The organism is Paraburkholderia sp. CNPSo 3281, from assembly GCF_024206515.1.
GTDB classification, from domain to species: domain Bacteria; phylum Pseudomonadota; class Gammaproteobacteria; order Burkholderiales; family Burkholderiaceae; genus Paraburkholderia; species Paraburkholderia nodosa.
In genome coordinates, this window is the sequence record NZ_JAMBPS010000034.1 from 1 (window position 1) to 25,206 (window position 25,206).

21 protein-coding genes and 1 pseudogene are annotated in these 25,206 nt (G+C 64.9%); 9 read left to right on the forward strand and 13 right to left on the reverse strand.

The features are described from left to right. Positions 1-331: 331 nt before the first annotated feature. A pseudogene (locus M3I56_RS26820) lies at positions 332-643 on the forward strand (integrase core domain-containing protein); the annotation flags it as partial. Here the strand turns inward: M3I56_RS26820 and M3I56_RS26825 are convergent. From M3I56_RS26825 to M3I56_RS26835, 3 genes are all read right to left on the reverse strand, one after another. Continuing rightward, positions 640-1,287, reverse strand: a complete 648-nt coding sequence (locus M3I56_RS26825; RefSeq protein ID WP_254356519.1) for a hypothetical protein — start codon at positions 1,285-1,287, stop codon at positions 640-642. The pseudogene M3I56_RS26820 and the gene M3I56_RS26825 sit on opposite strands and share 4 nt — an antisense overlap. Before the next feature lie 107 nt (positions 1,288-1,394). Further along, entirely contained in the window at positions 1,395-1,991 is a 597-nt protein-coding gene (locus tag M3I56_RS26830; RefSeq protein ID WP_254356520.1) for a plasmid pRiA4b ORF-3 family protein, read from the reverse strand. Positions 1,992-2,002: 11 nt separating this feature from the next. Continuing rightward, complete coding sequence (locus M3I56_RS26835; protein ID WP_254356589.1) at positions 2,003-3,547, reverse strand: IS66 family transposase; 1,545 nt, start codon at positions 3,545-3,547, stop codon at positions 2,003-2,005. Between the two features lie 72 nt (positions 3,548-3,619). Here M3I56_RS26835 and M3I56_RS26840 point away from each other — a divergent pair, with 72 nt between their 5' ends. From M3I56_RS26840 to M3I56_RS26850, 3 genes are all read left to right on the forward strand, one after another. Continuing rightward, positions 3,620-4,312: a hypothetical protein gene (locus M3I56_RS26840; protein WP_254356521.1), complete on the forward strand. Its 693-nt coding sequence runs from the start codon at positions 3,620-3,622 to the stop codon at positions 4,310-4,312. Then, complete coding sequence (locus tag M3I56_RS26845) at positions 4,309-4,467, forward strand: hypothetical protein (protein ID WP_254356523.1); 159 nt, start codon at positions 4,309-4,311, stop codon at positions 4,465-4,467. The genes M3I56_RS26840 and M3I56_RS26845 overlap by 4 nt, the downstream gene beginning before the upstream one ends. 598 nt (positions 4,468-5,065) lie before the next feature. Further along, positions 5,066-5,842, forward strand: a complete 777-nt coding sequence (locus M3I56_RS26850) for an NAD(P)H-dependent oxidoreductase (protein WP_254356524.1) — start codon at positions 5,066-5,068, stop codon at positions 5,840-5,842. Positions 5,843-5,893: 51 nt separating this feature from the next. Here M3I56_RS26850 and M3I56_RS26855 read toward each other — a convergent pair whose 3' ends face one another. The 8 genes from M3I56_RS26855 to M3I56_RS26890 all read right to left on the reverse strand — a co-directional run bounded on the left by M3I56_RS26855 (position 5,894) and on the right by M3I56_RS26890 (position 13,343). Next, complete coding sequence (locus tag M3I56_RS26855) at positions 5,894-6,235, reverse strand: hypothetical protein (protein WP_375541796.1); 342 nt, start codon at positions 6,233-6,235, stop codon at positions 5,894-5,896. An 84-nt stretch (positions 6,236-6,319) separates the two neighbouring features. Then, positions 6,320-7,252, reverse strand: a complete 933-nt coding sequence (locus tag M3I56_RS26860; protein WP_254356591.1) for a hypothetical protein — start codon at positions 7,250-7,252, stop codon at positions 6,320-6,322. A gap of 133 nt (positions 7,253-7,385) precedes the next feature. Next, entirely contained in the window at positions 7,386-7,766 is a 381-nt protein-coding gene (locus M3I56_RS26865; protein WP_254356526.1) for a potassium channel family protein, read from the reverse strand. Next, the gene (locus M3I56_RS26870; protein WP_254356527.1) at positions 7,763-8,809 is read right to left on the reverse strand and encodes a DUF2955 domain-containing protein; all 1,047 of its coding nucleotides are present in this window, start codon (positions 8,807-8,809) and stop codon (positions 7,763-7,765) included. Before M3I56_RS26870 ends, M3I56_RS26865 begins: the two co-directional genes overlap by 4 nt. A gap of 9 nt (positions 8,810-8,818) precedes the next feature. Continuing rightward, positions 8,819-9,937 (reverse strand): HlyD family secretion protein, encoded by a 1,119-nt coding sequence (locus tag M3I56_RS26875; protein ID WP_254356529.1) that lies wholly within the window; start codon positions 9,935-9,937, stop codon positions 8,819-8,821. Next, entirely contained in the window at positions 9,934-11,463 is a 1,530-nt protein-coding gene (locus M3I56_RS26880) for a TolC family protein (protein ID WP_254356592.1), read from the reverse strand. Before M3I56_RS26880 ends, M3I56_RS26875 begins: the two co-directional genes overlap by 4 nt. Before the next feature lie 64 nt (positions 11,464-11,527). Further along, positions 11,528-12,634, reverse strand: coding sequence for an AI-2E family transporter (locus M3I56_RS26885; protein WP_254356531.1), 1,107 nt, complete (start codon positions 12,632-12,634; stop codon positions 11,528-11,530). Positions 12,635-12,974: 340 nt separating this feature from the next. Beyond that, positions 12,975-13,343 carry a hypothetical protein gene (locus M3I56_RS26890; RefSeq protein WP_254356532.1) on the reverse strand — a complete coding sequence of 123 codons (369 nt, stop codon included), beginning with the start codon at positions 13,341-13,343 and terminating at the stop codon, positions 12,975-12,977. A 501-nt stretch (positions 13,344-13,844) separates the two neighbouring features. On the opposite strand from M3I56_RS26890, the gene M3I56_RS26895 reads away from it, so the two are divergent. Together M3I56_RS26895 and M3I56_RS26900 are read left to right on the forward strand one after the other, a co-directional pair. Further along, the gene (locus tag M3I56_RS26895; protein WP_254356533.1) at positions 13,845-14,573 is read left to right on the forward strand and encodes a type IV pili methyl-accepting chemotaxis transducer N-terminal domain-containing protein; all 729 of its coding nucleotides are present in this window, start codon (positions 13,845-13,847) and stop codon (positions 14,571-14,573) included. Between the two features lie 23 nt (positions 14,574-14,596). Next, positions 14,597-15,991, forward strand: a complete 1,395-nt coding sequence (locus M3I56_RS26900; protein WP_254356535.1) for an MFS transporter — start codon at positions 14,597-14,599, stop codon at positions 15,989-15,991. Positions 15,992-16,048: 57 nt separating this feature from the next. Here the strand turns inward: M3I56_RS26900 and cobA are convergent, their stop codons facing one another. After that, on the reverse strand, positions 16,049-16,843 hold the full coding sequence (gene cobA, locus M3I56_RS26905; protein ID WP_254356593.1) for a uroporphyrinogen-III C-methyltransferase: 795 nt from the start codon (positions 16,841-16,843) through the stop codon (positions 16,049-16,051). Between the two features lie 673 nt (positions 16,844-17,516). Here cobA and nirB point away from each other — a divergent pair. The 3 genes from nirB (at position 17,517) to M3I56_RS26920 (ending at position 24,775) form a co-directional block, all read left to right on the forward strand. Next, positions 17,517-20,108, forward strand: coding sequence for a nitrite reductase large subunit NirB (gene nirB, locus M3I56_RS26910; RefSeq protein ID WP_254356594.1), 2,592 nt, complete (start codon positions 17,517-17,519; stop codon positions 20,106-20,108). Positions 20,109-20,137: 29 nt separating this feature from the next. Further along, positions 20,138-20,485: a nitrite reductase small subunit NirD gene (nirD, locus tag M3I56_RS26915; RefSeq protein ID WP_133186372.1), complete on the forward strand. Its 348-nt coding sequence runs from the start codon at positions 20,138-20,140 to the stop codon at positions 20,483-20,485. 96 nt (positions 20,486-20,581) lie between these two features. Then, on the forward strand, positions 20,582-24,775 hold the full coding sequence (locus tag M3I56_RS26920) for a bifunctional nitrate reductase/sulfite reductase flavoprotein subunit alpha (RefSeq protein ID WP_254356537.1): 4,194 nt from the start codon (positions 20,582-20,584) through the stop codon (positions 24,773-24,775). Here the strand turns inward: M3I56_RS26920 and M3I56_RS26925 are convergent. After that, complete coding sequence (locus M3I56_RS26925; protein ID WP_254356539.1) at positions 24,729-25,205, reverse strand: hypothetical protein; 477 nt, start codon at positions 25,203-25,205, stop codon at positions 24,729-24,731. The genes M3I56_RS26920 and M3I56_RS26925 overlap by 47 nt on opposite strands. Position 25,206 lies beyond the last annotated feature (1 nt).

The following is a 25,206-nucleotide window of genomic DNA, read 5'->3' on the forward strand; positions in this document are numbered from 1 at the left end:
GACCAGGCGTTCCCGTCTAACCGTCTGCTCGCCTCGGCCACGCTCGACCGGCTGCGCCACAACGCTTATTGCCTCGTGCTCGACGGTCACTCCTATCGAAGCCCGCGGCACCTTCCGGAGCATCACTTGAACCTTGCAAACGCGACTTAAACGGCCCATTCTTAAACCACAAAGATGCTCGTTTCTACCCACTTCTGCTGGCGCCTATATGCCGGAAATACCCGGCTCCTTTATGCCGGAAGGTGACACCCTGTTTGTTGCGAGGCCCAACCTCGTGGTCTTCCCATTTAACACCTCCATATTAGAGGTGTTGCGACGACCGGTTGAATCCGCCCAATACGTCAGCATTCGCTACAGCGAACGTCTGGCCGAAGCGGGTATCGAGCCCTCCGTCGGCAGTCGTGGCGACAGCTACGATAATGCGCTGGCCGAAACGATCAACGGCCTGTACAAGACAGAACTGATTCATCGGCGCGCCCCGTGGAAAACGCGGGAATCCGTCGAACTGGCAACGCTGGAATGGGTGGCCTGGTACAACCATCATCGGTTGATGGAGCCGCTGGGCTATATCCCGCCCGCTGAAGCTGAGGCAAACTACTACGGGAAACTCAGAAATATCACTGACGTGCCCGCATTAACTTAAACCAACCGGCCTCCACGATTCCCGGTGCGGTTCACTTGCCATAATGCTTCATCTCCATTCACGCCTTTAGCCGCCTTCAGTTGGTTGAAGTAGGTCGGCTCGCTCAGTAACTTCGCAAACGTGGAAACTTGCCGCTTGCGATAGCCAAGAGCAACAACGTCTTCTCTCGTGATAGCCTGACGGACGACCTCTGAGAAGAGGTCTTGGTTGTCCTGAACTAAGCTGGCAGCTTGTTCCTTCGATAAGACAAGCCGCCTCAGTTCAGTATCAGTGATGTTGATTTTGTCCTGCGACGCAAACTCGACGGACGCAATGTGCTCAAAGAAAGCAAGCAGTTTCGGAATCTCTTCGCCAATAAATGAGAAATGAGTTTTATGTGGCGTACCTGTTTGGCCATTGAAAGCCTGAATTGTCAGGACACGCAAGTCTCTTGTAGATTCCAGAAACTTGGCGACGATCTCGGTACGACCTTTTTCGGTGCGCCGCAGCAAGACTTCCTTTTTCACTGTCGCATAGTGAAGCCCGTCTGAGTCGATCACCTTCGAGGCTATCCGCACTGCCTCATGTGCATCGATATAAATCCGCGGACTAATGTAGGTTTTTCCCGGCAACTTGTTTTGATGAATTTGATCTTCGTCGTCCATCGTGCCCCCATGGCTTCGTTGTAGCGAATCGAACAAGCGCCGCTAACAACAGAAAAGCAGGCAAAAGCGCCTACAGCGTAAGCGTCAATCTGAGGCCGTCTTGACGATCAGAACTTGACTTCCGAGAGCTGCTGATTCGCGAGCACGAGATCGAAGGCGGCGGGATCGAAGCTGCCGCCGCACCACTCAAGGAAGTGGTCGTGCTCTTCGTGCCTCGGATCGGCGATCGCTTCGAGGAAGTCGGCATATCCTGGCACTCCACCGACGTCTTCCGGTGGACACGCATTCTGCCCGTCCAGGCACAACGGCCGGCGCATATCTGGATCAGGCACGAGTGCCTTCTCGACTTTGATCCGATGCTGCCAGTTGTCACCGTAGTCGTAGATGTAGGTGAATGACTTCAGCCCGCCCAGCGCCTTCGCCAGCGTGACCCGTGCTTCATTGAGCATCGGCGGATCGCTCTGGAATCCGAAGTCATCCGGTTCACCATAGTTGGTTTCGCCGAAGACGAACTCGTGCAGGTGCCCGCCTTCCCAGCCCATGGCCAGTTGCAGCACGACATGCAGCTTGCCCAGACGGATCGAGCCGGGAACGATGATTCGTCGCCAGATCGCCGGCTTGATGTACTTCAGCTCAACGCGCAGTACGTAATCGGGCACTGGCGCCTTGACCAGGCGCACTGCAGGTTTGCGGGGTTGGACCATCGGATTGATTGTCAGGCGGCTTGCTGCTCGATGTGTGCAGCCGGCATCAGGCGCCACGGCAGCAACTCGTCGATGCGGTTGATGGGATGATCGGCGATGCGCTCAAACACCGTGCGCAGGCAGGCAAACGGCTCGATGCCGTTCAGGCGCGCCGTACCGATCAGGCTATAGATCACCGCCGCGCTTTCGCCACCACCGTCGGAGCCTGCGAACAGATAATTGCGCCTGCCGAGAACCAGCGGCCTGATCGCGCGCTCCGCCGTATTGTTGTCCACCTCGACGCGCCCGTCTTCGCAATAGCGTGTGAGTGCGTGCCAGTGCCCCAGCGAGTATCTGATCGCCTTCGCCAGCCCCGACTTCGCTGAGACCTGTGACAGCGTGTGTTCGAGCCAGGCCTTCAGCTCAGTGAGCAATGGGGCCGAGCGTAGCTGACGCGCAGACAGGCGCACGTCCGGCGTCTGGCCACGAACCTCGCGTTCAACAGCATACAGCGCCCCAATGCGGCGCAGTGCTTCCTCGGCAATCGGTGAGCTGTCCAGCCTGTACAGGTCGTAGAACTTGCGCCGCGCATGCGCCCAGCATCCGGCCTCGATGACCGTGCCGTCACGATACAGCGCGTCATACCCGCTGAAGGCATCTGCCTGCAGGATTCCCGTGTAGCCCGCCAGATGTTCCCGAGGTCGCTCACCTTTGCGGTCGGGTGAGTACCTGTACCAGACTGCTGGTGGCGCGCGGCTCCCTGCCGGGCGGTCATCCCGCACATAGGTCCACAGGCGCGCCGTGCGTGTCTTGCCACGCCCCGGCTCCAGCACCGGCACGGGCGTGTCGTCGGTATGGATCTTGTCTGCGGCGCGCACGTAACCACCGAGTGCGTCGGACAGGGGTTGCAGCAGCGCAGCCGCTTCACGCACCCACGAAGCCAGTGTTGCCCGGTCCAGTTCGATGCCCGCGCGGCGATAGATGCCGGCCTGCCGGTATAGCGGCATATGGTCAGCGTACTTCGCGACGACGACCTGTGCGAGCAGCCCCGCACCCGCCATCGAGCGTGCTATCGGCCGCGAAGGTGCCGGCTCCTGTACTACTGCGGCACAGCGCGGGCAGCTCAGCTTCGGACGTACGTGACGCAGTACCTTGAAGTAGCCGGGCACATAGTCGAGCACCTCCGAGACGTCTTCGCCGAGCGCACGCATCTGTTTGCCGCATTCCGGGCATCCGCAGTTTGACGGCGCATGCACAACCGTTTCGCGAGGAAGATGGGCAGGGAAGTGCCGTGACTTGCGGCGCAGCGGAACAAGGTTCGTAGTGGCCGACGTATCCGCACTCGCGTCGGCATCAGGCGCCTTCGCCGGTGCTGCCATAGCTGGTTCAGGAACAGGCAGCTCACCGAGCGCGAGCTGCAGCTGGTCCATCAGTTCTGTCATGCGCTCCGATGAGCGGCCATACTGCCATCGCTTCAGTCGCGAGATCTCGGCCAGCAACTGCGCGATGGTCTCGTCGCGCGAGGCAACGATGCGCTTGAGAGCGGCGATGTCATCGGGCAGATGGTTGGCTGGCATGCATGTCAGTGTAAATGAAGCCCACGCGCCGGCCGCTACGCTGCCCAAGATAGACTCTTGATGGGTGATGCGATGAAGTCCATCGTCGTGACTGCCTACCTGGCGAAGGCCACGCGGCAGATATGCTGTGTCGCCATGGTGCTCAGCTGCCTTGCAGGCCCCGTCTTGGCAGAGGAGTCCGAGGGAACCCCGGGCAACCCCGCGACCGCGGCTCCGGTCTACAAGGTCGGCGACACCTGGACATTCTCGGTGTGCACGACGAACACAAACTCCGATGCTGCCGTCCAGCACGTCGAGTCTGTCGTCACCGTGGCTGACAATCAGACCACACTCAATGTCCCGAGAAAAGGTGCGCCGCCCCTTGAGATGGTTTTTAATGCCCAGGGCGACGTTATCAGCGATGGTGGCTCAACCTATGAGCCCGCTAAAGGGTTGCTCGATTTCCCGATGGCGGTCGGCAAAAGCTGGGACATTCGTCACGTCAGGCACTGGGCGTCGGGAGGGAACATGGTCGTCAGCGCGCACGCGTCGGTCGAAGCGTTCGAGAAAGTGCAGGTGGACGCCGGATCCTTCGACGCCTACAAAATCGTGGTCCACGGACTGAACAAAGGAAAGCTCAGCGGCGGTCCCGCGTCGCGATTCGACATCACGTACTGGTACGCGCCCAGTACAAAACGAATCGTGAAGTACGTGTACCAGTGGACCAACTATCTCCATCTGGAAAATTACACGTACGAGCTGACGGCGTATTCACTTGCACCTTGACCGCTGATGTCGAACTATTGACATCAGCGGACGGGACCGGCTTCGCACGTTGTGCCGAGCAACAAGCGCGCAAGCTGCGCGCTGGCCTGCTCACTGAACCGGATCGCGAGACCATCGCGGAAGCGCTGGAGCGGCTCGCGCACGCACTGCCGTGAGTGGGTTGGTCGCCGCGCGCGGTCGCTGCAAAACGCTGGCTGGTGGCACCAGGCTGCGGCAGAACCCGTGTCCAGCGGCACGGTCTGGACGGCGAGCGCCGACCGGCGTGGTCGGTTGCAATTGCGGACGGGCGCAGCAGGATTGCTCGCATCGTCAAACCCGCGCCGAGCCTGCGCGAGACCGGGTCTGACACCCGCGGGGTGGGAAAACCGCGCGCCAAACCCGCCCGGCAGCCCCGCGGCGGGGACGGGGGCCCTTGCTCAGCGACTCCGGAGGGCCGGCGATGTGGGGGGCGTGCCGTGATAAGCGGCGTTATCGCCGCTACGTTCCCACCACCGTTGTGCCCTCTGAACACATCTCTCGATATTTCTGTTGGCTTACATGTTTCAGTTTTTATTGGGTCAAACGCAGGTGCTTGTTCTCGTTTTTATTGTTTTCTTTTTTGATCATTTTTGTGGGCGAACACGAGCGTGACGAGCAGGTTGAGATCGAGGCTGCGCAAATTAGCGGACATAATGGCTGGTATTTCCGTTATTCATTTCCACTATAGCAGCCGGGAAACTAAGCTGGGTTCGTACCAGATCACGGAGCCCTCCTATGAATATCCTGCTCGTCTATGCGCATCCCGAACCCAAGTCGCTTAACGGCGCGCTCAGAGACTTCACCGTGCGGCGTCTCGAGGCGGCGGGTCACGCCGTTCAGGTGTCGGACCTCTATGCCATGAACTGGAAAGCGACGCTCGACGCGCAGGACAGCGTCGAGCGCCGGGGCGGCGCGCCGTTCGATCCGTCGCTCGATTCGAAGCACGCTTTCGAGAACGGCCTCCAGGCCGGGGACATCGCGCGGGAGCAGGCCAAGCTCTTGTGGGCCGATACGCTCATCCTGCAGTTTCCGCTCTGGTGGTTCTCCATGCCTGCCATCCTCAAGGGCTGGGTGGAGCGTGTATTCGCGTACGGCTTCGCCTATGGCGTGGGTGAGCACTCCGACGTGCGCTGGGGAAACCGCTACGGCGAAGGTACGCTGGCCGGCAAGCGCGCGATGCTCGTCGTGACGATGGGCGGCTGGGCGTCGCACTACGGGCCTCGGGGCGTGAACGGCCCGATCGACGACATTCTGTTCCCGATCCATCATGGCGTGCTCTATTACCCGGGCTACGACGTGCTGCCGCCGTTTCTCGTGTATCGCACGGGACGCATTGACGAGGTGCGCTATGCGCAAACGCGCGACGCGCTCGGTGCTCGCCTCGATGCGCTGGCAAAGACCGAACCCATTGCGTTTCGCAAGCAGAATGGCGGCGCGTATGAAATCCCGGCGCTCACGCTGCGTGAAGGCGTTGCGCCGGAGCGCACGGGGTTTGCCGCGCACGTAGCGTAAGCGAGTGCGGTGGCGCTTGCGGACTCCGCAAGCGGCCGGGAAACGATCTGCCTAGCGCCCCATGCGCCGGTCGTAGCTGCTCACGACCCGGTGAATCAGCGTGGGGTCGCGCGCGTCGGCGGTATCGAACTTCACGACTACGCTGCCGTCGGTTTGCTGGTGCACGTTCGCCGTCACGGTGCCACCGTCGAGTGTCCCCGCAATCGTGCCCGTGCCGGGGTCCTGCACCGTGATCGCGAGTCCCTCGTCGCGCATGGCGCCCGATGCGGCGGCGAATGACCGGTCGTAGCTGGCGGGCGTCATGACCACGGTGCCGGGCGGCACCGCATAGTAGGGACATCCCGCCAGTGGCAGCAGGCAGGCACAAACCCCTGCGAGCATGAGACCCCTCACGACTGAACCTGCTGTTGAGGAACATTGACGCTCGCCCCGTAGACTCATCACAGTTCTCCTCAATGCGAAATATCGTTCGACATCCTAAAAGCTGACCGCCAGGCCAAACGACACGCCGTGCACGTTGTGGCCAAACACATAGCGGACCATTGCCCGTGTACGGGTGATGATGATGGGATACGTGCTGCTGTCGAGTTCCAGGCCCACTCCCAGCGAGGTCAGTTCGTTAAAGCCGAGCACTCCGGCGCTGTCGCCGAAGTAATGCGAGTAGGCGAACTCCAGCACGTAGCGCACCGGTTTGTCGAGCGCGTGCCAACCCGTTGGCGCGCGCCAGCGCGTCCAGAGGCTCACTTGCTGCGCCATGGCAGAACCCTGAACGGCTTGCGAACTGCCTCCAAAGCTGCGCAGGTAGATATCGGTTGCGCGCAATTCCGCATCGATTTCGTAGTTTTCGCGGTAGTGCTCATAGTCGAGCATCAGCGAACCGCCGTAGCCATACGCGTCCAGATAGCCGTTATTGAGGAACTGGAGATTGCTGTCCGTGACATGGTTGAACAACGTCTGTCCGACGCGCAGATCGCTGGAAACACGGCCAATCGTGCCGTTGATGATCGGGCGAAACACGAGTTCGTTGGTGATGCGGAAGTCCCAGCCAAGCCCCACCGTGCCGCTGAAGGTATTCCACCGCGTGGGCACCGCCCGCGTCTGTGCGCCGTCGGTCGCGATGAACGTCGGGTCGTAGCGGCTATAGGCGAGCGTGCCTTCCATGTACAACGGAAACGACCGGCTCAGCGTAAAACCGCCGCCTAGCTGTGTCTGCCCGAAGCCTGGGTTACCGGTGGTGCCGTTGTTGATCGAAAGCGAACTGGTGGTGACGTCCGGCACCGTGGTGTAGGTCATGATGGACAGCACGGCGTCCGCATGCTGCTTGATGTTGCCGCCTATCACGGTCTGGTTCGACAGTTGACCCGGTACGTTCTGGGCGTGCGCTTGCCACGGCAGCACTGCGGCGAGCATCGCCGCCCCAGTCCTCACTAGCGCGATGCGCAGCTGCAGCCAACGGACGGTGGTGTTCGTCATGTTCGATCCTGCCGGTTCCCGATGCCCGATGGGGTCTGATTGCACCTGCTCGAATTTGCTTAAAGCCTTCTCACGCCCGATTGCGCGCATGGCGTGAGGCCTCCTGCACGCCGCGTACGGCGGCGGCCACGATCAATCCGGTAAACACGAGGCCGATCAGTCCGAGCAGCACCGCGTCGATGCGGCCGAACGCGGTGGTCGGCACCACATCGCCGTAACCGATGGTCAGCGCCGTGATCGCGCAGAAGTACACGGTCTCGCCCATCGGCGAAGGGGTGCGGTTCAGCGTCTCCACGGCGCCGCCGAAGTAGAACATGCCGATCGTCAGGACGACGAATATCAGTAGCAGCCCGCCCAGAAGCAGACGCATGTACCAGATGGTCCGGCTCGATTCCAGCAGGATTTCGCGTGCTTTCGGGGCATGGTCCGCACTTGTTGGCGCATTGTTCATGGTGTATTCCTCTTGGGCGTGGCTGCGCCACGCTGTGCGAAACGCTCGACTATCTGCAGCATCAGGCACGCGTAAGCGGTGACGGCAAGAAAGAGCGCCATGCGCACGGCGAATGCGCGGTACACATCCTTGCCCGCCACGCTGTCCTGGACCGACTGACCCAGCAGAATGATCATGGTGACGAGACTGTTCAGCCAGAAGCCGGGCGAATAACGCGTGGGGCGGATGCGATAAAGCTTGCGCGCCACGAGCAGGCCGAACAGCAGCATCCAGAGATAGAACATCCAGATGTTCACGAAGAGCCTGAGCGCAAACCAGAACGCGACGGCGAGCAGTCCACCGAGCGCCGTGGAGCCGAGCAGTTCACGCGCCGCGCCGCGTGCCGACGTGGTGCAGCTTTGTCTGCCGAGGCTCACGGACTTCATGATGATCGGCATGTAGCTCGCGGGGTCGTTCATCGCCAGCAGCCAGGCGGGCATGACCACGAGCGCGGCCTGCAAGGCGATGCGCGACGCCGTCCCCCGCGGCAGGACGCGCGCGGCCGGTTTGGCGCCCGCCACCGCGGCGCCGGCCTCGGGAAAGAGCGCATGGCTCACGACCGAGACGAGCACGGCGAGCAGCAGCCCTTTGACGAGCGCACCGACCACCGTGGCGGCGAGTTGCTGGTCGGCCACGCCGGCCGCGGTAATCATCGTGAGGCCCGCCGCGAGGAACGTCGCCACGAGATTGTTGCCGCCGCGCAGGCCGGCGCGAAACGCGAGGAAGAGACAGAGGCCGACGAGCAGCACGCCCGCGAACGCGTAATCGCGCAGCACGGGGACGAGCAGCAGGCCGCTGCCCGTCGTGAGCGCGACGACCAGTGCGAGAGCGAGCGCCGCCTTGAGCGAAAGCGGCCGGTTTTGCGTCCCCAGCAGAAAGACGGCGAGCACCGGCGCGATCACTGGAATCGGAAAGGCGAGCGCGAAGCTGATCGCAAGCGTAAGCGCCGTGCCGGTGGCAACGCGTAGCGCGCGGCGGCCGGGAATCGAAGGGCTCGTTTGCATGGACGCCGCTCAGTAGAGGTAGGAGAGCCAGCTCATCACGCGCAGGAACACGCGGCCGAGCGGATTGAGCGGGTTGCCGGCGCTCGGAAACGCCATCACTTCCGCCTGCCCACCCACGCGAACGTTGCGCAGCCGTGCGCGTTCGTCGCTGTCGAACTCGACGATTACGGGAAAGCGTTGCGCGGGCCGCAGCCAGTCGCGGCTATTCTGCACGGTGGGCAGGGTGCCGGGCGGCGTGCTCTGTCCGACGCTCACGCCATAGCCGATGCTGCGCACGCGTCCGGTGAACACTTCGCCCGGCAGCGCATCCAGCGCGATGGCGACGGGCGTGCCCGCATGGAGGCGGCCCAGATTGTTCTCCGTCATGTCCGCGCTGACCCAGACATCGTGAATGGCGATGAGCGTCATGACCGGATTGCCCGCTGCCGCGAACTGGCCGACTTCGGTGCGCAGGTCGGTGATGACGCCGGCCGAGCGCGCGCGAATGCGCGTATTGGCGAGATCGAGTTCGGCCTTTTCGAGCGCGCCTGCCGCGCTGCGCAACTGCGCGTTCTCCGCTTCGCTGCCGCCTTGCTGTTCGCGCGCGCGTTCGATTTCGGCACGGGCCGCTTCGACCTGGCTTTGCGCCTGCTCGTGCGTGGCGCGCGCCACTTCGAGCCGCCGCAGCGAGACCGTGCCCTCGTCTTCGCGGTACAGCCGTTCCAGCCGGTCGCTATCCTGGCGCGCCTTGACCTCGTTGGCGAGCGCCGCGCGCAATGAGGCTTGCGCCGAATCGATACCGGCGGTGCTCGCGCCGATCTGCCGGCGCGTGGATTCGAGGTCGGCGCGCGCGCGGTCGGCGGCAATGCGGTATTGCTCTTTGTCGATTTCGAACAGCACGTCGCCCGCGTCGACCTCCTGGTTGTTGTGCACGAGCACGCGCGTCACGCGTCCCGACACTTCTGCCGCAACGGGCACGACGTAGGCCACAATGCGCGCCTGCTGCGTATAAGGCGTGAAGCGATCGGCAAGCAGGTACCAGACCAGGCTGATGGCGATCAGGACGACGATCCACTTGAGCGCCTTGCCCGAGGAGTCGGAAGCCGGCGGCGCCTCGGGCGGGCTGGAAGGTTCGGACGCGCTGCTCATCGTGTCGGCCCTTCCGGTTGATTGCCGGGGCTCTGCGCGGCAGAGGGCGATGCCGGTTCGTCGAGCAGGTCGCCCCAGTCCGTGCGTCGCTGCATTTGGGCGCGGGTAGCGGGATCGATGAGCGGCTGATCCAGATCCCAACCGCCGTCCACGGCCTTGTACAGCGCAATCAGGCTGCTCACGGCGTTGCCGCGATTGACGACGAACGCGTCCTGCTGCGCGGAGAGTGCGCGCTGCGCGTCGAGCACGCGCTGGAAGTCCGAGTACCCTTCGCGGTAGATCGTGTTGGCGAGCGTGAGGGAGCGCTGCGCCGCGCCCTGGGCGTCGTGCAGGATCGTGTCGCGCTGCAGTGCCGCGTTCAGTGCCGTTGCGGCGTCATCGGCCTCGCGCGCCGCTTCGCGCACGGTCTCCTGGTAGGCGACGATCAATTGCTGCAGGCGGGCATCCTGCACGCGTACGTTGTTCGTGATGCGGCCGTGATCGAACAGATTCCATGTGATGCTTGGGCCGCCCACCACGGCGAGCGTGCTCGGCGCGCCTGCGAGCGAGCTGGCGCTCCACACGAGCGAGCCGACCAGCGAAACGGATGGGTACAGATCGGCCTTGGCCACGCCGATCAGCGCCGACTGCGCGGCCATCTGCTGCTCCGCCGCGCGCACGTCCGGCCGACGCAGCAAAAGCCTCGCGGGCACATCCTGAAGCACGGCGCGGTCGATGAGCGGGACGAAGCCAGCCTTGGCCGGCTGTACATCGAGTTCCGGCAGCGGGCCGGGCGGCCGCCCGAGCAGCACGCACAGCGCGTGACGCGCTACTGCGATCTGGCTCTCGAACACGGGAATGCTGCTCAGCGTGCCGAGATACTGTGTTTTCGCTTGCTGGAGATCGAGCTCGTCGGTTTCGCCGCTCTTGAAGAGCTTTTGCGTGATGTCGTAGCTGCGCTTTTGCAGCTGCGCGTTTTCGCGCGCAATCCGCAGGCGCGCTTCGGTCGTGCGCAGCGTGAAATAGGTGTCCGCGACCTGCGCGTGGACGAGCACGAGCGCGTCCTCGCGGTTGTCCTGGGCGGCGAAGAACGAGGCGTCGGCCGATTCGATCGCGCGGCTAAAGCGTCCCCAGAAGTCCAGTTCCCAGCCGATGCTAAAGCCAAGACCGTACTGAAAGTACGCGCCCGAACGCGGGTCGAAACCGTCGTGGCGCTTGCGCGCCGAGGCCAGCACGTCGGCGTTGGCTTGTTGCACCTGCGGGTAACGCCCCGCGAGCGCGATGCCGAGCTGGGCGCGCGCCTCGATCACGCGCAATGCGGCGATCTTCAGGTCGCTGTTGTTCGCGTCGGCTGCGGCAATCAACTGTTCGAGATTTTCGTCTCCGAATACGCGCCACCATTGTCGCGCGTCGGGTTGCTCATTGGCTTGTGCCGCGATCGACGTGACCTGCTCGATCGACGCGCTGCTCCAGTGCTCGCTCCAGCTCTCGTGTTGCGGCTGAAAGTCGGGGCCCACGCGCGTGCACGCGACCAGTAGCGTGCTCAGGCAGCAGGCGCCGAGCGGGAGCCAGTAAGGGCGCTCGCAGAGGATCACAGGGTGGCCTCGCGGCTCAAGCCTGTTGTTCGTCTTGTGCGTGCTCGGCTTGCGGCTGGTCTTTCACCCAGCGCCAGAACAGTTGATAGCCAACGGCGAGCATCACCGGGCCGATGAACAGGCCGATCACGCCGCCCGTGACCATGCCGCCAATCGCACCGATCAGCACCACGGGCATGGGAACGGCCACACCGCGGCCAAGCAGCAGCGGCTTGAGCACGTTGTCGGCGAGACCCGCGACGAACTCGTAGACGGAGAACACGATGGTCGCTGTGCTCACGCCCTGCGTCATGATCACGAAGATAATGACGGGCACGGTGATGAGCGTGGCGGGCAACTGCATGATGCCGATCAGCAGCACGGCCAGTGCGAGCAGGCCTGCGCCGGGAATGCCCATCACGATGAAGCCGATGCCAATCAATACCATCTGGATGAACGCGATGCCCACCACGCCCTGGGCGACCGCGCGAATCGTGGCGGTGCAAAGCTCGGCGATTTGCGGGCCGTTTTCCGGGCCGGAAACGCGCGAAGCGATCAGCACCGTGCTGCGATGGCCCTTGTCGCCGTGCGCCATGAGAATGCCGGCAACGATCAGGGCTACGAAGAAAATCAGCAGTGCGGCGCCAAGTCCGGTGACGGTGCCGAGCAGGGCGAGGCTGGCCGCCTTCAGTTGCGGCGCGAACCGCTGCACGAGACCGGTGATGTCGGTCGACGCCTGCATCCAGAAATCGTAGACGCGCTGACCGACGATTGGCCAGTGAGCGATCGAGTCGGCGGGAGGCGGGATATGAAACGTGCCGCTCTTCGCGACGCCCATGACATGCTCGATCGAATCGGCCACGGCTACACCGAGCAGCCAGGTGGGCGCGAGGATCACGCCGAACGCCACGAGAATGATGAGCGTGGCGATGAGTCCATCCTTGTGAGGGAAGCTGCGCTGCAGCTTCATTTGCAGCGGATAAAGCGTGACCGCGAGAATCACGGACCAGACCATGAGGTCGAGGAACGGGGCGAAGATGCGAAAGCAAAACATCGCCAGAACGGCAATGAGCGCGGCGCGGATCAGGACGTCGAGCAGATCCCGGGACTGCGCCTTTGGCGCTGATGTAGTGGGCAGCAGCATCGTCTGTGTCTCCTCGCTGACCCGGGCGCGCAATTCAGACGCGCCGAGGCTCCTATCGCGCTCCGGCGAGGACCGCCGGAACCCCAGGTAGTACGAGAAACTGTCCGCCGACGTTGCGCTCCTTCCTGGCATGACCCCGTGACAGGGAGCACAACTCTACGATGTTTGCAGACGCCTGTGAGTTGTGCGGAGCGCTCCGTCGAATTGAGTCTATTACACGCACTGAAAAGGGACAATGAACGTGCGGCCTGCTTTGGACCAGCGAGAAAAGTGGTTAGCAGTGCGCTGAAAATGCCGTCGTGCGGGCTCTGATACTGATTCTGATTCCTGTTTGCAGACCTCAATGCCCCGGACCACTCGAAGGCACGCAACTGAGAACGAGCCGATCGCCGTTGCCCGCGCCGGGAGCCAGTGCCGCGTTGTGGAATTCATGACCGCCGCAGCGCCATTCGGCGAGATAGTCGTTGCGACAGCCGCCCGATTGCGCGGCGATCATCGACACCGGATAGCTGCAGGTTCGCCAACCGTCACAGTGCGCGGCGAGGTCGCGTGTGACATTGCCATGTGGCGCGCCGCAGTTGCTGCCGTAGGTGCCGGAGACGATAGCGATCGTCGCTTCATTCGCGGCGCTCGCCGCTGAAGCGATGACGCCGCCGCCGAGCCCGAAGGTGACCCATGTGAGCGCGAGGGCGATTGCGGTTGGCTTCATGATCCACCTCCCAGGCCGGCGTTACGCATGCGCGCTGGCGCGGCCCTCAAATCCATGTTTACAGATTAGTGCGGTCGCGCCGAAGGGCAAGACGGTGCCCGGCGATGGTGCGGGGGTTCGCTGCAGTGCACCAGCAGCAGCCACCTGAAGCACACGATTGGTGGCGCGCAGCCGGTTACGGCTTTTCGGGCCGCACGCGCTGCGTGAACCGTGAAACCCGCGCCAGCCGGGCGTTGCGCGGGGCGCGCGGGCTGTCTGCGAGCGGGTGGCATACCTATTGCTTTATCGCTACCGGGGCCAATGAAGGCTCCAATGAATTGCATCATCGTCCCGCCGTGCGCGGGATCTTTCGATCGTGCGGGGCAACGGCGTCCCGAAGTGGCACTCCACGGCACAGCGTGCGTGGCGGGTGCGCTTCGGGACGCTTTTTTTATGCGCGTCGCGCAATCGCCGTGGTCTGGCAAACCCCTGGCGACGCGATTTGCACTACTAAAGATGACCATGCGGGAAACGATACCTGACATCTCTGCGGAAATCGTCGGCGAGCTCATCAATCTGGCCGGGCGCCAGCGCATGCTCTCGCAGCGCGTGGTCCTGCATGCGCTGCTCGGCTTGCACGGCGACGCGGCCGCGCTCGTCGTCGCGCGCGAATGCCTCGACACGTTTGCGGCTTCGCACGCACGGCTGGTCGAGGGTGACGATCACTTTCCCGGCGTGTTTTCGACGGCGTTGCGCGAACTCTATTTCGGCGCACGCAAGGCCGACGAGCGCATTCGCGCGTTCACGAAACTCGCCGCGCACGCGTGCGCTTGCCTTGAGCGCTCAGTCCAGGCAGCGACGGCCGATAGCGGGTGCGAGGCAGCCGTGACGGAACTCACCACTGCCGCCACGCCGCTGCTCGAACTGCTGCAAGCGCTGACCCAGGCGTACCAGGACGAATTGCGCAGCGTGGAAGCCGCGGCGGCGAAGCGCCAGGCCGGCATCGTCGATGAACTCGCCGCCATTTCCCTGCGCGCGAATATCGTCGCGCTCAATGCACGGGTGGCTGCCGCCCGCGCCGGCCAGTTCGGCCGCGAATTCGCGGTGATCACGGCAGAGCTGACGCACGTGATAGGCGAAATGGACAGGCTCGTGCAGGGCGTGGTCGGCAAGCCCGAAACGCGCAATGGCGCGCCCGAAAGACATTCTGGATTCCGAAATCAACGGATGCATGCCCGCATGGCGGGTTGAGATCCATTACTGGAGAGAACCTCGTGAAAGACCTAGTAAGCTCGCTCAAGAGCGGTAACTGGCGCGCGCTGGTCGCGTGTTTCCTGTATTTCGACACTGGCTTCACGGTGTGGGTGATGTTCGGCCCGCTCGCGCCGTTCATCCAGAAGGACATTGCGATGACGCCGGCCGAACTGGGCCTGCTCGTGGCCGTGCCCGTGCTCGGCGCGGCGATTCTGCGCGTGACGCTCGGCAATCTGTACCAGGCCTACGACGGCCGCCGTGTCGCGCTGATGGGCATCGCGCTTTCCGCCATCCCCGCTGCCGTGCTGCTGATGCTGCCGGGCACGCCGTCCTATACCTTGCTGCTCGTGCTCGGCGTGCTGCTCGGCGTGGGCGGTGCCAGCTTCGCCGTGGCGCTGCCGATGGCGGGCAGCAACTATCCGCCGAAGGTGCAGGGCCTCGTGCTCGGCCTCGCCGCGGCCGGCAATATTGGCGCCGTGCTCGACGGCTTCCTCTTCCCGGGCCTCGCCAGCCACTATGGATGGGCGCGCGCCACGGGCGCGGCGCTGCCACTGCTCGCGCTCGCCGCGACGGCCGTGACGTTCTGGGCCCGCGACCTCGGCCAGAAGTCCGGCAGCGCGCGGCAGGCATTGCGGTCGTTCGGCATCACGCTCGCCGGCTTGATCGCGCTCGTGCTTGCCGTGCATGCCGGCGTGTTCGGCGCGGGCAAGACCGGTGTGCTGCTGCTGCCGGTGTTCGGCGCGCTGCTCGCCATTGGCGTGTTGCCGCGCCACTATCGCGCGGTGCTGACCGAAGGCGACACGTGGGTCGTGATGCTCGTGTACAGCATCACGTTCGGCGGCTTCGTGGGCATGTCGTCCTATGTCTCGACGCTGCTGATTTCCCTCTACCAGGTACCGAAGCTCGAAGCCGGCGTGGTGATGTCGCTGCTCGCACTGACCGGCGCGATGGTGCGCCCGCTCGGTGGCCTTGTCGCGGATCGGATCTCGGGCGTGCGCGCGCTGGTGGTGCTGCTTGCCGCGATCTCGGCGTGCGACTTCGCGTTTGCGCTGTGGATGCCGCCGTTCGCCGCCGGCATTGCGCTGCTCGCGTTCACCTACGTGTGCTTCGGTCTCGGCAACGGCGCGACGTTCCAGCTCGTCCCGCGCCGCTGGCAGGGCCGCACCGGGCTGATGTCGGGCATCATCGGCGCGGCGGGGGGGATCGGCGGCTTCTATCTGCCGGTCATTATGGGTATCGCCAAGGAGAGCACCGGCAGCTACCAGATGGGCTTCGCGACGTTCGGTGTGATCGCGGCGGCCGCATTCGGGCTCGTGGTGCTGCATCGCGCACGCTGGCTCGAATGGGCGCTGCCCCAGGAGCCGGCGACGGCAACGGCTGTCGTGCAGGGCGCTCAGGCGAGCGCTAGCAACTGAAGACCTGGGTAGTTAGCAGGATGCGGCCCGCGCGCGAGCGACGGGCCGCTAACGCGTTTACGCGCGGCGACGCAGGTCCGCGATACTCGCTTCGCACGAATGCACGCCGAACGACGCAGGCGAAATGGCGAACGAAGCCGCCTCGCCAATCGCGTTGCCCACGAGGATGATGGCGGGGCTGTCAAGGCCTGCTGCACGCGCGTGCGCCGCAATCGTGCCGAGCGTGCCCGTGACGCACTGCTCGTTCGCGCTGCCCGCCCACTGCACGACGGCGGCGGGCGTCGCCGTGGGGAGCGCGGCCACGAGCGTTGCGCACAGCGACTCGATGCGGCTCATGCCCATATAGATGGCGAGCGTCATGCCCGTCGCGGCGAGCGCCTGCCAGTCCGGTTCGCTGTGGTCGCGCAAGTGCGCGGTCACGAAGATCACGCCCTGACAATGGTCACGATGCGTGAGCGATACGCCGAGTCCCGCCGCCGCCGCGAACGCCGCAGATACGCCGTTCACGATCTCCACCGTCACACTCGCACGGCGCAATGCCGCGAGTTCTTCCCCTGCGCGGCCGAACAGCAGTGCGTCGCCGCCTTTCACGCGCACCACGTGCAAGCCGCGGCGCGCGTAGCGCTGCATCAGCCGCTCGATGAACGCCTGCGGTGTGGAGCGGCAGCCGCCTCGCTTGCCCACGCGGATCACGCGGGCCTGCGGCGCGAGCGTGACGATTTCCGGATTCACGAGATCGTCGAGCAGCACGACGTCGGCGCTCGCGAGCACCTTCGCCGCCTTCAGGGTGAGGAGGTCGAGATCGCCCGGACCTGCGCTCACCAGCGTGACCTTGCCTTCGTTGCCCGTCATCATCGTTGTCTTCCTTTGTATTGCGCGCACCCACGTGGGGAGCGCCATAAAACAAATGGCGTCCGCTCGCCGCTTGCGACGAGGGGACGCCATTGTCCGGTGTGTTCGAAAAGAGGCGCGCGGTGCGCGGTGCGCGATGCGCGGCACCAGGGTTGCATGCCCGGCAACGCTGCCGGGCGCCCGGACTCACGCAAGTTCCAGACCAACTTGCACGCGCTCGCGCCGCCCGCCCGCTAGCGGGGCGCTCCCTGGGCCGGGCGCACCGAGCCGGGCCGCACCTAGCCGGCCGCCCCAATTGACCACGCCGCGACCTGCAAGCCCAGGGCGCACAGCGAATGTGCTGCACGGCACCAATCTTGTGCTGGCCTGCATCACGATGCGCGCGCCGGCGAGGTGCCGCACGCCCCGCTCGCCAGCCGCCAAAGTCCGCCGGACGGGGCGTTGCGCGGGATGCGCGCAGATTGGCACAGTGCTTGCGTATTGCTTCGCAGCAAGTGCCACGCGAATCAATGGGGATTCGGCCGCAAGCAGTAGCGCGGCGCACAAAGGTTTCGTATTCAGGGCAACGGCGTCCCCCGAATCTGGCTTCGCGCAAGCTGGAATCGCGGGACGCCTTTTTTATTGGCAGGGGCTCATGGTGCAAGCAACGAACGAAGTGAACAGCTCGGCGGCGATGGAGATCGTCGTTGTCGGCCATGGCATGGTGGGCCACAAATTTCTCGAGTGCATCCTTGCGGACGGCGCGCCCAAGGCGCGCGTGACCGTGCTCTGCGAGGAGCCGCGTCCCGCCTACGACCGCGTGCACCTCTCCGAATTCTTCGCGGGCAAGTCGGCGGACGATCTCTCGCTCGTGGCACCCGGCTTCTTCGATCGCGAGAACGTGCGTCTCGTGCTGAACGCGAGGGCGGTGTCGATCGATCGCGAAGCGCGCACCATCGAGGTGTCCAACGGCCAGACGATTTCGTATGACAAGCTCGTGCTGGCCACCGGCTCCTCGGCGTTCGTGCCGCCCATCGCGGGCAATGATCGCGCCGATTGCTTCGTCTACCGAACCATTGCCGATCTCGAAGCGATGCAGACGCGCGGCGCGCACGCTAAGTCGGGCGTGGTGGTGGGTGGCGGCCTGCTCGGTCTCGAATGCGCGAAAGCGCTGCGCGACCTTGGCCTCGAGACGCACGTGGTGGAATTCGCGCCGCGCCTCATGGCGGTGCAGGTGGACGACGACGGCGGCCGCATGCTGCGCGGCAAGATCGAAGAACTCGGCGTGAGCGTGCACACGCAGAAGAACACGCTGGCGATCGTGGACGGTAAAACGGTGGACGGCGCAACGGCCGCCAACCGCATGCAGTTCGCCGACGGCACGCACCTCGACGCCGACATGATCGTGTTCTCGGCCGGCATTCGCCCGCGCGACGAGATTGCCCGCGCCTGCGGCCTCGAAGTCGGCGCGCGCGGCGGCATCGTGATCGACGGCCAGTGCCGCACGAGCGACGCGAACATTTACGCCATCGGCGAATGCGCGCTCTGGCAAGGCCAGATCTTCGGCCTCGTCGCCCCCGGTTACGACATGGCGCGCATCGCCGCCAGGGCGTTGGCGGGCGAGGCGTCGAGCTTCGCGGGCGCCGACATGAGCACCAAGCTCAAGCTGATGGGTGTGGATGTGGCGAGCATCGGCGACGCGCACGGCAAGACCCCCGGCAGCCGTTCGTACCGCTACGCCGACGAGCGCCGCCAGGTCTACAAGAAGATCGTGGTGTCCGATTGCGGCAAGAAGCTGCTCGGTGCGGTGATGGTGGGCGACGCGAGCGAATACGGCACGCTGCTGCAGATGATGCTCAACGGCATCGATCTGCCCGAGTCGCCCGAATTCATGATCCTGCCGCAGGCCGACGGCAAGGCCAAGCCCGCGATCGGCGTGGAAGCGCTGCCCGACGCCGCACAGATCTGCTCGTGCAACAACGTTTCGAAGGCCGAAATTTGTGCGGCCGTGCGCGACGGTGCGACGACCATCGCCGCGGTGAAGGGGGCGTGCAACGCCGGCACGTCGTGCGGCGGCTGCGTGCCGCTCGTCACTCAGGTCATGAAGTCGGAGATGAAGCGCCAGGGGCTCGCCGTCAACAATCACCTTTGCGAGCACTTCCATTACTCGCGCCAGGAGCTGTATCACATCGTGCGCGTGGAGGGCGTCAAGACCTTCGGCGAACTGCTCGCGAAGCACGGCAAGGGGCTGGGCTGCGATATCTGCAAGCCGGCCGTGGGCGGGATTCTGGCGTCCTGCTGGAACGAATTCGTGCTGAAGAAGGAGCACGCGAGCCTGCAGGATTCGAACGACTACTACCTCGCCAACATTCAGCGCGACGGCACGTATTCGGTGGTGCCGCGCATGCCGGGCGGCGAGGTCACCCCGGACGGCCTCATCGCCGTGGGGCAGGTGGCGAAGAAGTACGGCCTTTACACGAAGATCACGGGTGGCCAGCGCGTGGACCTCTTTGGTGCGCGCGTCGAGCAGTTGCCTTTCGTCTGGGAGGAACTGATCGCCGCTGGCTTCGAATCGGGGCACGCTTACGGCAAGGCGCTGCGCACCGTGAAATCGTGCGTGGGCTCGACGTGGTGCCGCTACGGCGTGGGCGACTCGGTGGGCTTCGCGATCGAACTCGAGAACCGCTACAAGGGTCTGCGCGCGCCGCACAAGATCAAGTTCGGTGTCTCGGGCTGCACGCGTGAATGCGCGGAGGCGCAAGGCAAGGACGTCGGCATCATCGCAACCGAGAAGGGCTGGAACCTCTACGTGTGCGGCAACGGCGGCATGAAGCCGCGCCATGCGGAACTGCTCGCTGCCGATCTCGATCAGGCCACGCTGGTGCGCTACGTCGATCGTTTTCTCATGTTCTACGTGCGCACGGCCGACCGCCTGCAGCGCACGAGCGTGTGGCGCGACAACCTCGAAGGCGGCCTCGACTATCTGATTGACGTGGTCGTGCACGACAAGCTGGGCCTCGGCGCCGAACTCGAAGCGGAAATGCAGCTCGTGGTGGACACCTACGAATGCGAGTGGAAGAAGGCCGTAACCGATCCTGAAACGCGCCGCCGCTTCCGTCACTTCGTCAATAGCGATGCCGGTGACCAGCACGTCACCTTCATTGAAGAGCGCGGCCAGATTCGCCCGGCTACACCCGAGGAGCGCACGCAGGTCCCGCGGGCGGCGCCGCAATTCAAGCGACATGAGGCGCTGTCCGGCATTCCCGTCGTCGTCGAAACCGTCTGATTCCCTTTCATCGAACCGAGGAGTACGCAATGAGCAACGAACATAGTCAAGGCAACTGGGTTCCCGTCTGCACGCTCAACGACATCGTGCCGAACACCGGCGTGTGCGCGCTCGTGAAGGGCGAACAGGTCGCCGTGTTCCATGTCGACGACGGCGACGCGCGCGTGTACGCCATCGGCAACTACGATCCGAACTCGCACGCAGCGGTGCTCTCGCGCGGGCTCGTGGGCAGCTTCGGCGAGCGCATCGTGGTGGCCTCGCCCATCTACAAGCATCACTTCGATCTGTCCACCGGCGAGTGCATCGAAGCGCCGCAGCATTCGGTCAACGCGTTCCCCGCACGCGTGGAAAACGGTCAGGTGTGGATTGCCGCCTGACATGCCGATCGAAGTGACAACGGTAGTGACAAACGCGCGGCGCGCAGGATGCGCCGTGCGCCCCGAATCTGTTTCTAGCTGATATCGATCGACCGCATGAGCAGCGAGAGCGTAAAGAGCGTTTGCCCGTACTGCGGCGTAGGCTGCGGGATGATCCTGCACGTCGAGGACGGCCAGGTCGCGAAGATCTCCGGCGACGCCGAGCATCCGACCAACTTCGGCCGCCTCTGCACGAAGGGTTCGTCGGCGCACGTGGCGCTGCGCAAGTCGGGGCGCCTCGAGCGCGCCTTCGTGCGCCACGCGCGCGACGAGGACCCGGTGCCGCTGCCGCTCGCGCAGGCGATCGCCGATACGGCGCGCCGCCTGCGCTCGACGCTCGACGCGCACGGCCCCGACGCGCTCTCGTTCTACGTTTCCGGGCAGATGTCGATCGAGGCGCAGTACCTCGTGAACAAGCTCGCCAAGGGCTTCGTGCGCACCAACAACATCGAATCGAACTCGCGCCTGTGCATGGCGAGCGCGGGCAGCGGCTACAAGCTCTCGCTCGGCGCGGACGGGCCGCCGGGTTCGTATCAGGACTTCGACCGCGCAGACCTCTTCTTCGTGATCGGTGCAAACATGGCGGACTGCCATCCGATCCTGTTCCTGCGCATGATGGACCGCGTGAAGGCGGGCGCGAAACTCATCGTCGTGGACCCGCGCCGCACGGCGACCGCCGAGAAGGCGTCGCTGTTCCTGCCGATCGCGCCGGGCACCGATCTCGCGTTGCTCAATGGCCTGCTGCACCTGTTGCACAAGAACGGCCACACCGATGCGGACTTCATTGCACAGCACACCGATGGATGGGACGCGATGCCCGCGTTCCTCGACGACTACACGCCGGAAAAGGTCGCCGAAATCACGGGTCTCGCCGTCGACGACATTCGCCGCGCCGCGCAGATGATAGGCGAGGCGCCCGAGTGGATGAGCTGCTGGACCATGGGCCTGAACCAGAGCACGCATGGCACGTGGAGCACGAACGCGATCTGCAACCTGCATCTCGCGACGGGCAAGATTTGCCGTCCCGGCAGCGGACCGTTCTCGCTCACGGGGCAGCCCAACGCAATGGGCGGGCGCGAGATGGGCTACATGGGGCCCGGCTTGCCCGGTCAGCGCACGGTGCTTGCGGAAGACGACCGCGCGTTCGTGGAAGCGGCTTGGGGTGTCGCGCCCGGCACGCTGCCCGTGAAAGTGGGCGGCGGCACCATCGACATGTTCTCGCGCATGGCGGCGGGCGAGATCAAGGCGTGCTGGATCATCTGCACGAACCCGGTGGCGAGCGTCGCGAACCGGCAAACGGTGGTGGCGGGCCTGAAGGCCGCCGAACTGGTGATCGCCCAGGAAGCTTTTCTGGACACCGAAACGAATCAGTACGCCGACGTGCTGCTGCCCGGCGCGCTCTGGGCCGAGGCCGAGGGCGTGATGATCAACTCCGAGCGCAACATGACGCTCATGCAGCAGGCCGTCGAGCCGCCGGGCGAGGCGCTGCCCGACTGGCAGATCATCGCGCGCGTGGCCTGCGAGATGGGTTTTGCGCAGGCATTCAGCTACGCGAGCGCCGCCGAGGTGTTCGACGAAATCACGCGCTTCGCGAACCCGAAGACGGGCTACGACCTGCGCGGCGCGAGCTACGCGAAGCTGCGCGAAACGCCGCTGCAATGGCCCATCGCACCGGATGCCGCGAGCGACCGCAACCCGCTGCGCTATGTGAACGACGGCATGAGCCAGACGCTCAAGGAAAACGCCGACGGCACGCGCCCTCGCATCGCTTTCGCCACGCCGCACGGCAAGGGCGTGTTCTTCGCGCGTCCGCATGTTGCCCCTGCCGAGTTGCCCGATGGCACGTTCCCGGTCGTGTTCAACACAGGTCGCCTGCAGCACCAGTGGCACACCATGACGAAGACCGGCAAGGTGCCGATGCTCAACAAGCTCAACCCGGGCCCCTTCGTCGAGATTCATCCCGAGGATGCCGCTGCGCTCGGCATTGCCGCGCAGGATCGCGTGGAAGTGCGCTCGCGCCGCGGCCGCGTGGTGCTGCCCGCCGTGGTGACCGAGCGGGTGCGGCCCGGCAACTGCTTCGCGCCCATGCACTGGAACGACGTGTATGGCGAGGAGCTTTGCGTAAACGCAGTCACGAGCGACGCGATCGACCCGATTTCCCAGCAGCCCGAATTGAAATTCTGCGCGGTCGCGCTCACGCGCGTCGGCCCGCAAGCCGCGCCGCGCGAGACCACGCGCGTACCGGACGCCGCCGATGCCGCCGTTGCGTCTGCTGAACACGCCAGCGGGGCGCAAGCCGTCAACCCGTCTCAGGAACTCGACATGTCCCGTATCGATGCCTTTTCGACGCTACTCGGTCTCGATGACGTCGCCCCGCCGCAACTGGGCGACGCGCAACGCCAGTATCTCGCGGGCTTTGTCGGCGGCCTGCGCTCGTTGCGGGCCGCCGAGCCCGTCGGCGTGCCGATGCTGCCCGTGCACGCGCCGTTTCCCGCCGACACGCGCGTATGGCTGGACGGCCTGCTGGCGGGGCTGTTCAGCCGCGGCGAGCCCGTCGCGCGTACGACTGCGCTCACCGCGCCGGGCGCGCCCGAAGAAAAGCCGCATGGCGTGCGCATCGCCCACACGCGCCCCAAGGTCGTGCTGCTGTGGGCCTCGCAAACTGGCAACGTCGAATCGCTCGTCGAGCAATACGCAATGCAACTGATGGAGTCGGGCTTCGAGATTCGCACGGCCTGCATGACGGATTACCCGCTCGCGAACCTCGCCACGGCGCAATACGTCCTCCTGATGACGAGCACGTTCGGCGACGGCGACGCGCCCGACAACGGCGAAGCCTTCTGGGGCTCGCTCGCGGCAGAAAACGCGCCGCGCCTCGCCTCGCTGCGCTTCGCCGTGCTCGCCTTCGGCGACCGCAACTACGACGCGTTCTGCGGCCACGGGCGCAAGCTCGACGCGCGCCTCGAAGCGCTGGGCGCCACGCGCCTCATGGAGCGCGTGGATTGCGACAGCGAATACCAGAGCACTGCCGACGCATGGCTCGAGCGCATTGTCGTGCGCATCAAGCAGGAGGATGCGGCGCTGCACGCGGTGCCCGCCGACGGTTCGTTTCCCGAGGTGCTGCCCGGCTGCGCGGCGACGAAGGCGCGTCCAGCCGCCTCGAAGCTGCTGAAGAACGTGCGTTTGAATATGAAGGGCGCGACGAAGGACACGCGCTACTTCTCGCTGGCAACGGGCGAGGCGGGCCTCGACTATGAGGCGGGCGATGCGCTCGGCGTCTGGCCCACCAACTGTCCCGCGCTCGTCGACGAGTTGCTTGACCTCACGCGCCTCGCCGCCGACACGCCGGTCGCCGTGAGTGGCCACGGCGAGATGCGCCTTGGCGAGGCGCTTGGCAAGCACTACGAGATCGCGCGCCCGAACCCCGATGCGCTCGCGTTCATTGCGTCCCGCACGCGCTCACGGGGTCTCGCCGAGATGCTCGACGAAACACGCAAGGGCGATCTGCGCAACTGGCTCTGGGGCCAGCAGTTCGCCGATGTGCTCCACGAATATCCCGTCGACATGAGCGCGCCGGAACTGCTCGGCATGCTCAAGCGCCTGCAGCCGCGGCTCTATTCGATTTCGTCGAGCCCGAAGGCCCATGCGGGCGAAGTGCATCTGACCGTTTCGGCCGTGCGCTACAACAACGGCCGCCGCGAGCGCAAAGGCGTGGCCTCGACCTTCCTCGCCGACCGTGCGCAGGAGGGCAGCGTCCCGGTGTTCGTGCAGAAGAGCACGCATTTCCGGCCGCCGCGCAATGGCGACGCGCCGATGATCATGGTCGGTCCCGGCACGGGCGTCGCTCCCTTCCGCGCCTTCCTGCACGAGCGGCAGGCGCGCGGCGACACGGGCCGCAACTGGCTTTTCTTCGGCGAGCAGCACGCGGCCACCGACTTCTACTACCGCGACGAACTGGAGCAAATGCGCAAGGACGGCCACCTCGACCGGCTCGACCTCGCGTTTTCGCGCGACCAGAGCGATAAGGTCTATGTGCAGGACCGCATGAGGGAGCAGGGCGCGCAGCTATGGGCGTGGCTGCAGGAAGGGGCGCACCTCTACGTGTGCGGCGATGCGAGCCGCATGGCGAAGGACGTGGATGCGGCGCTCAGGGAGGTGGTGGCGGGCCATGGCGGCATGAGCGCCGAGGCCGCACACGACTACGTCAGTGCGCTCGGACGGGACAAGCGCTACCTGCGCGACGTCTATTGAAGGGGCGCGGCGCGGCTTCGGTGTGGCTCTGCGAGGCACGGCCGCCTGCGCGCCACGTTTGCAGCGCGCGAAAGCGGCGCGTACGCGCCTGGTCCGTGCGCGCGACGCTTTCATCGTCTTTGCCGAGCCCGGCATACAGGCCGCCCCGGGCGCCTTTGGCCACGACGGGTTCCGGCAGCAGGACGGCGATGAGAAACGTCAGGCACGAGCCTGCGAACACCGCCATCACGCTCATCCAGATCGACTCGAACATCCGTTTGTCCCCCGGTAGAATGGAGTCCGGCGGCCGATGCCGCGCGTACTGCGCACCGCATCGCCGCCATCGCAATCCATTTTGCGCAGGGCGCGCGTCCACGTCCAAGACGATATTCGGATCGTCACGATAAGCGCGCCTTATGAAAAAAACCGGAGACACACGGGAGGCAGCCATC

What these genes read in the sequence shown, in the direction of transcription:
- M3I56_RS26825 (WP_254356519.1), bottom strand. Translation starts at nt 1,287, where the DNA reads ATGGACGACGAAGATCAAATTCATCAAAACAAGTTGCCGGGAAAAACC.
- M3I56_RS26830 (WP_254356520.1), bottom strand. Translation starts at nt 1,991, where the DNA reads ATGGTCCAACCCCGCAAACCTGCAGTGCGCCTGGTCAAGGCGCCAGTG.
- M3I56_RS26835 (WP_254356589.1), bottom strand. Translation starts at nt 3,547, where the DNA reads ATGCCAGCCAACCATCTGCCCGATGACATCGCCGCTCTCAAGCGCATC.
- M3I56_RS26840 (WP_254356521.1), top strand. Translation starts at nt 3,620, where the DNA reads ATGAAGTCCATCGTCGTGACTGCCTACCTGGCGAAGGCCACGCGGCAG.
- M3I56_RS26850 (WP_254356524.1), top strand. Translation starts at nt 5,066, where the DNA reads ATGAATATCCTGCTCGTCTATGCGCATCCCGAACCCAAGTCGCTTAAC.
- M3I56_RS26860 (WP_254356591.1), bottom strand. Translation starts at nt 7,252, where the DNA reads ATGCTCGCCGCAGTGCTGCCGTGGCAAGCGCACGCCCAGAACGTACCG.
- M3I56_RS26865 (WP_254356526.1), bottom strand. Translation starts at nt 7,766, where the DNA reads ATGAACAATGCGCCAACAAGTGCGGACCATGCCCCGAAAGCACGCGAA.
- M3I56_RS26870 (WP_254356527.1), bottom strand. Translation starts at nt 8,809, where the DNA reads ATGCAAACGAGCCCTTCGATTCCCGGCCGCCGCGCGCTACGCGTTGCC.
- M3I56_RS26875 (WP_254356529.1), bottom strand. Translation starts at nt 9,937, where the DNA reads ATGAGCAGCGCGTCCGAACCTTCCAGCCCGCCCGAGGCGCCGCCGGCT.
- M3I56_RS26885 (WP_254356531.1), bottom strand. Translation starts at nt 12,634, where the DNA reads ATGCTGCTGCCCACTACATCAGCGCCAAAGGCGCAGTCCCGGGATCTG.
- M3I56_RS26890 (WP_254356532.1), bottom strand. Translation starts at nt 13,343, where the DNA reads ATGAAGCCAACCGCAATCGCCCTCGCGCTCACATGGGTCACCTTCGGG.
- M3I56_RS26895 (WP_254356533.1), top strand. Translation starts at nt 13,845, where the DNA reads ATGCGGGAAACGATACCTGACATCTCTGCGGAAATCGTCGGCGAGCTC.
- cobA (WP_254356593.1), bottom strand. Translation starts at nt 16,843, where the DNA reads ATGACGGGCAACGAAGGCAAGGTCACGCTGGTGAGCGCAGGTCCGGGC.
- nirB (WP_254356594.1), top strand. Translation starts at nt 17,517, where the DNA reads ATGGAGATCGTCGTTGTCGGCCATGGCATGGTGGGCCACAAATTTCTC.
- nirD (WP_133186372.1), top strand. Translation starts at nt 20,138, where the DNA reads ATGAGCAACGAACATAGTCAAGGCAACTGGGTTCCCGTCTGCACGCTC.
- M3I56_RS26920 (WP_254356537.1), top strand. Translation starts at nt 20,582, where the DNA reads ATGAGCAGCGAGAGCGTAAAGAGCGTTTGCCCGTACTGCGGCGTAGGC.
- M3I56_RS26925 (WP_254356539.1), bottom strand. Translation starts at nt 25,205, where the DNA reads ATGGCTGCCTCCCGTGTGTCTCCGGTTTTTTTCATAAGGCGCGCTTAT.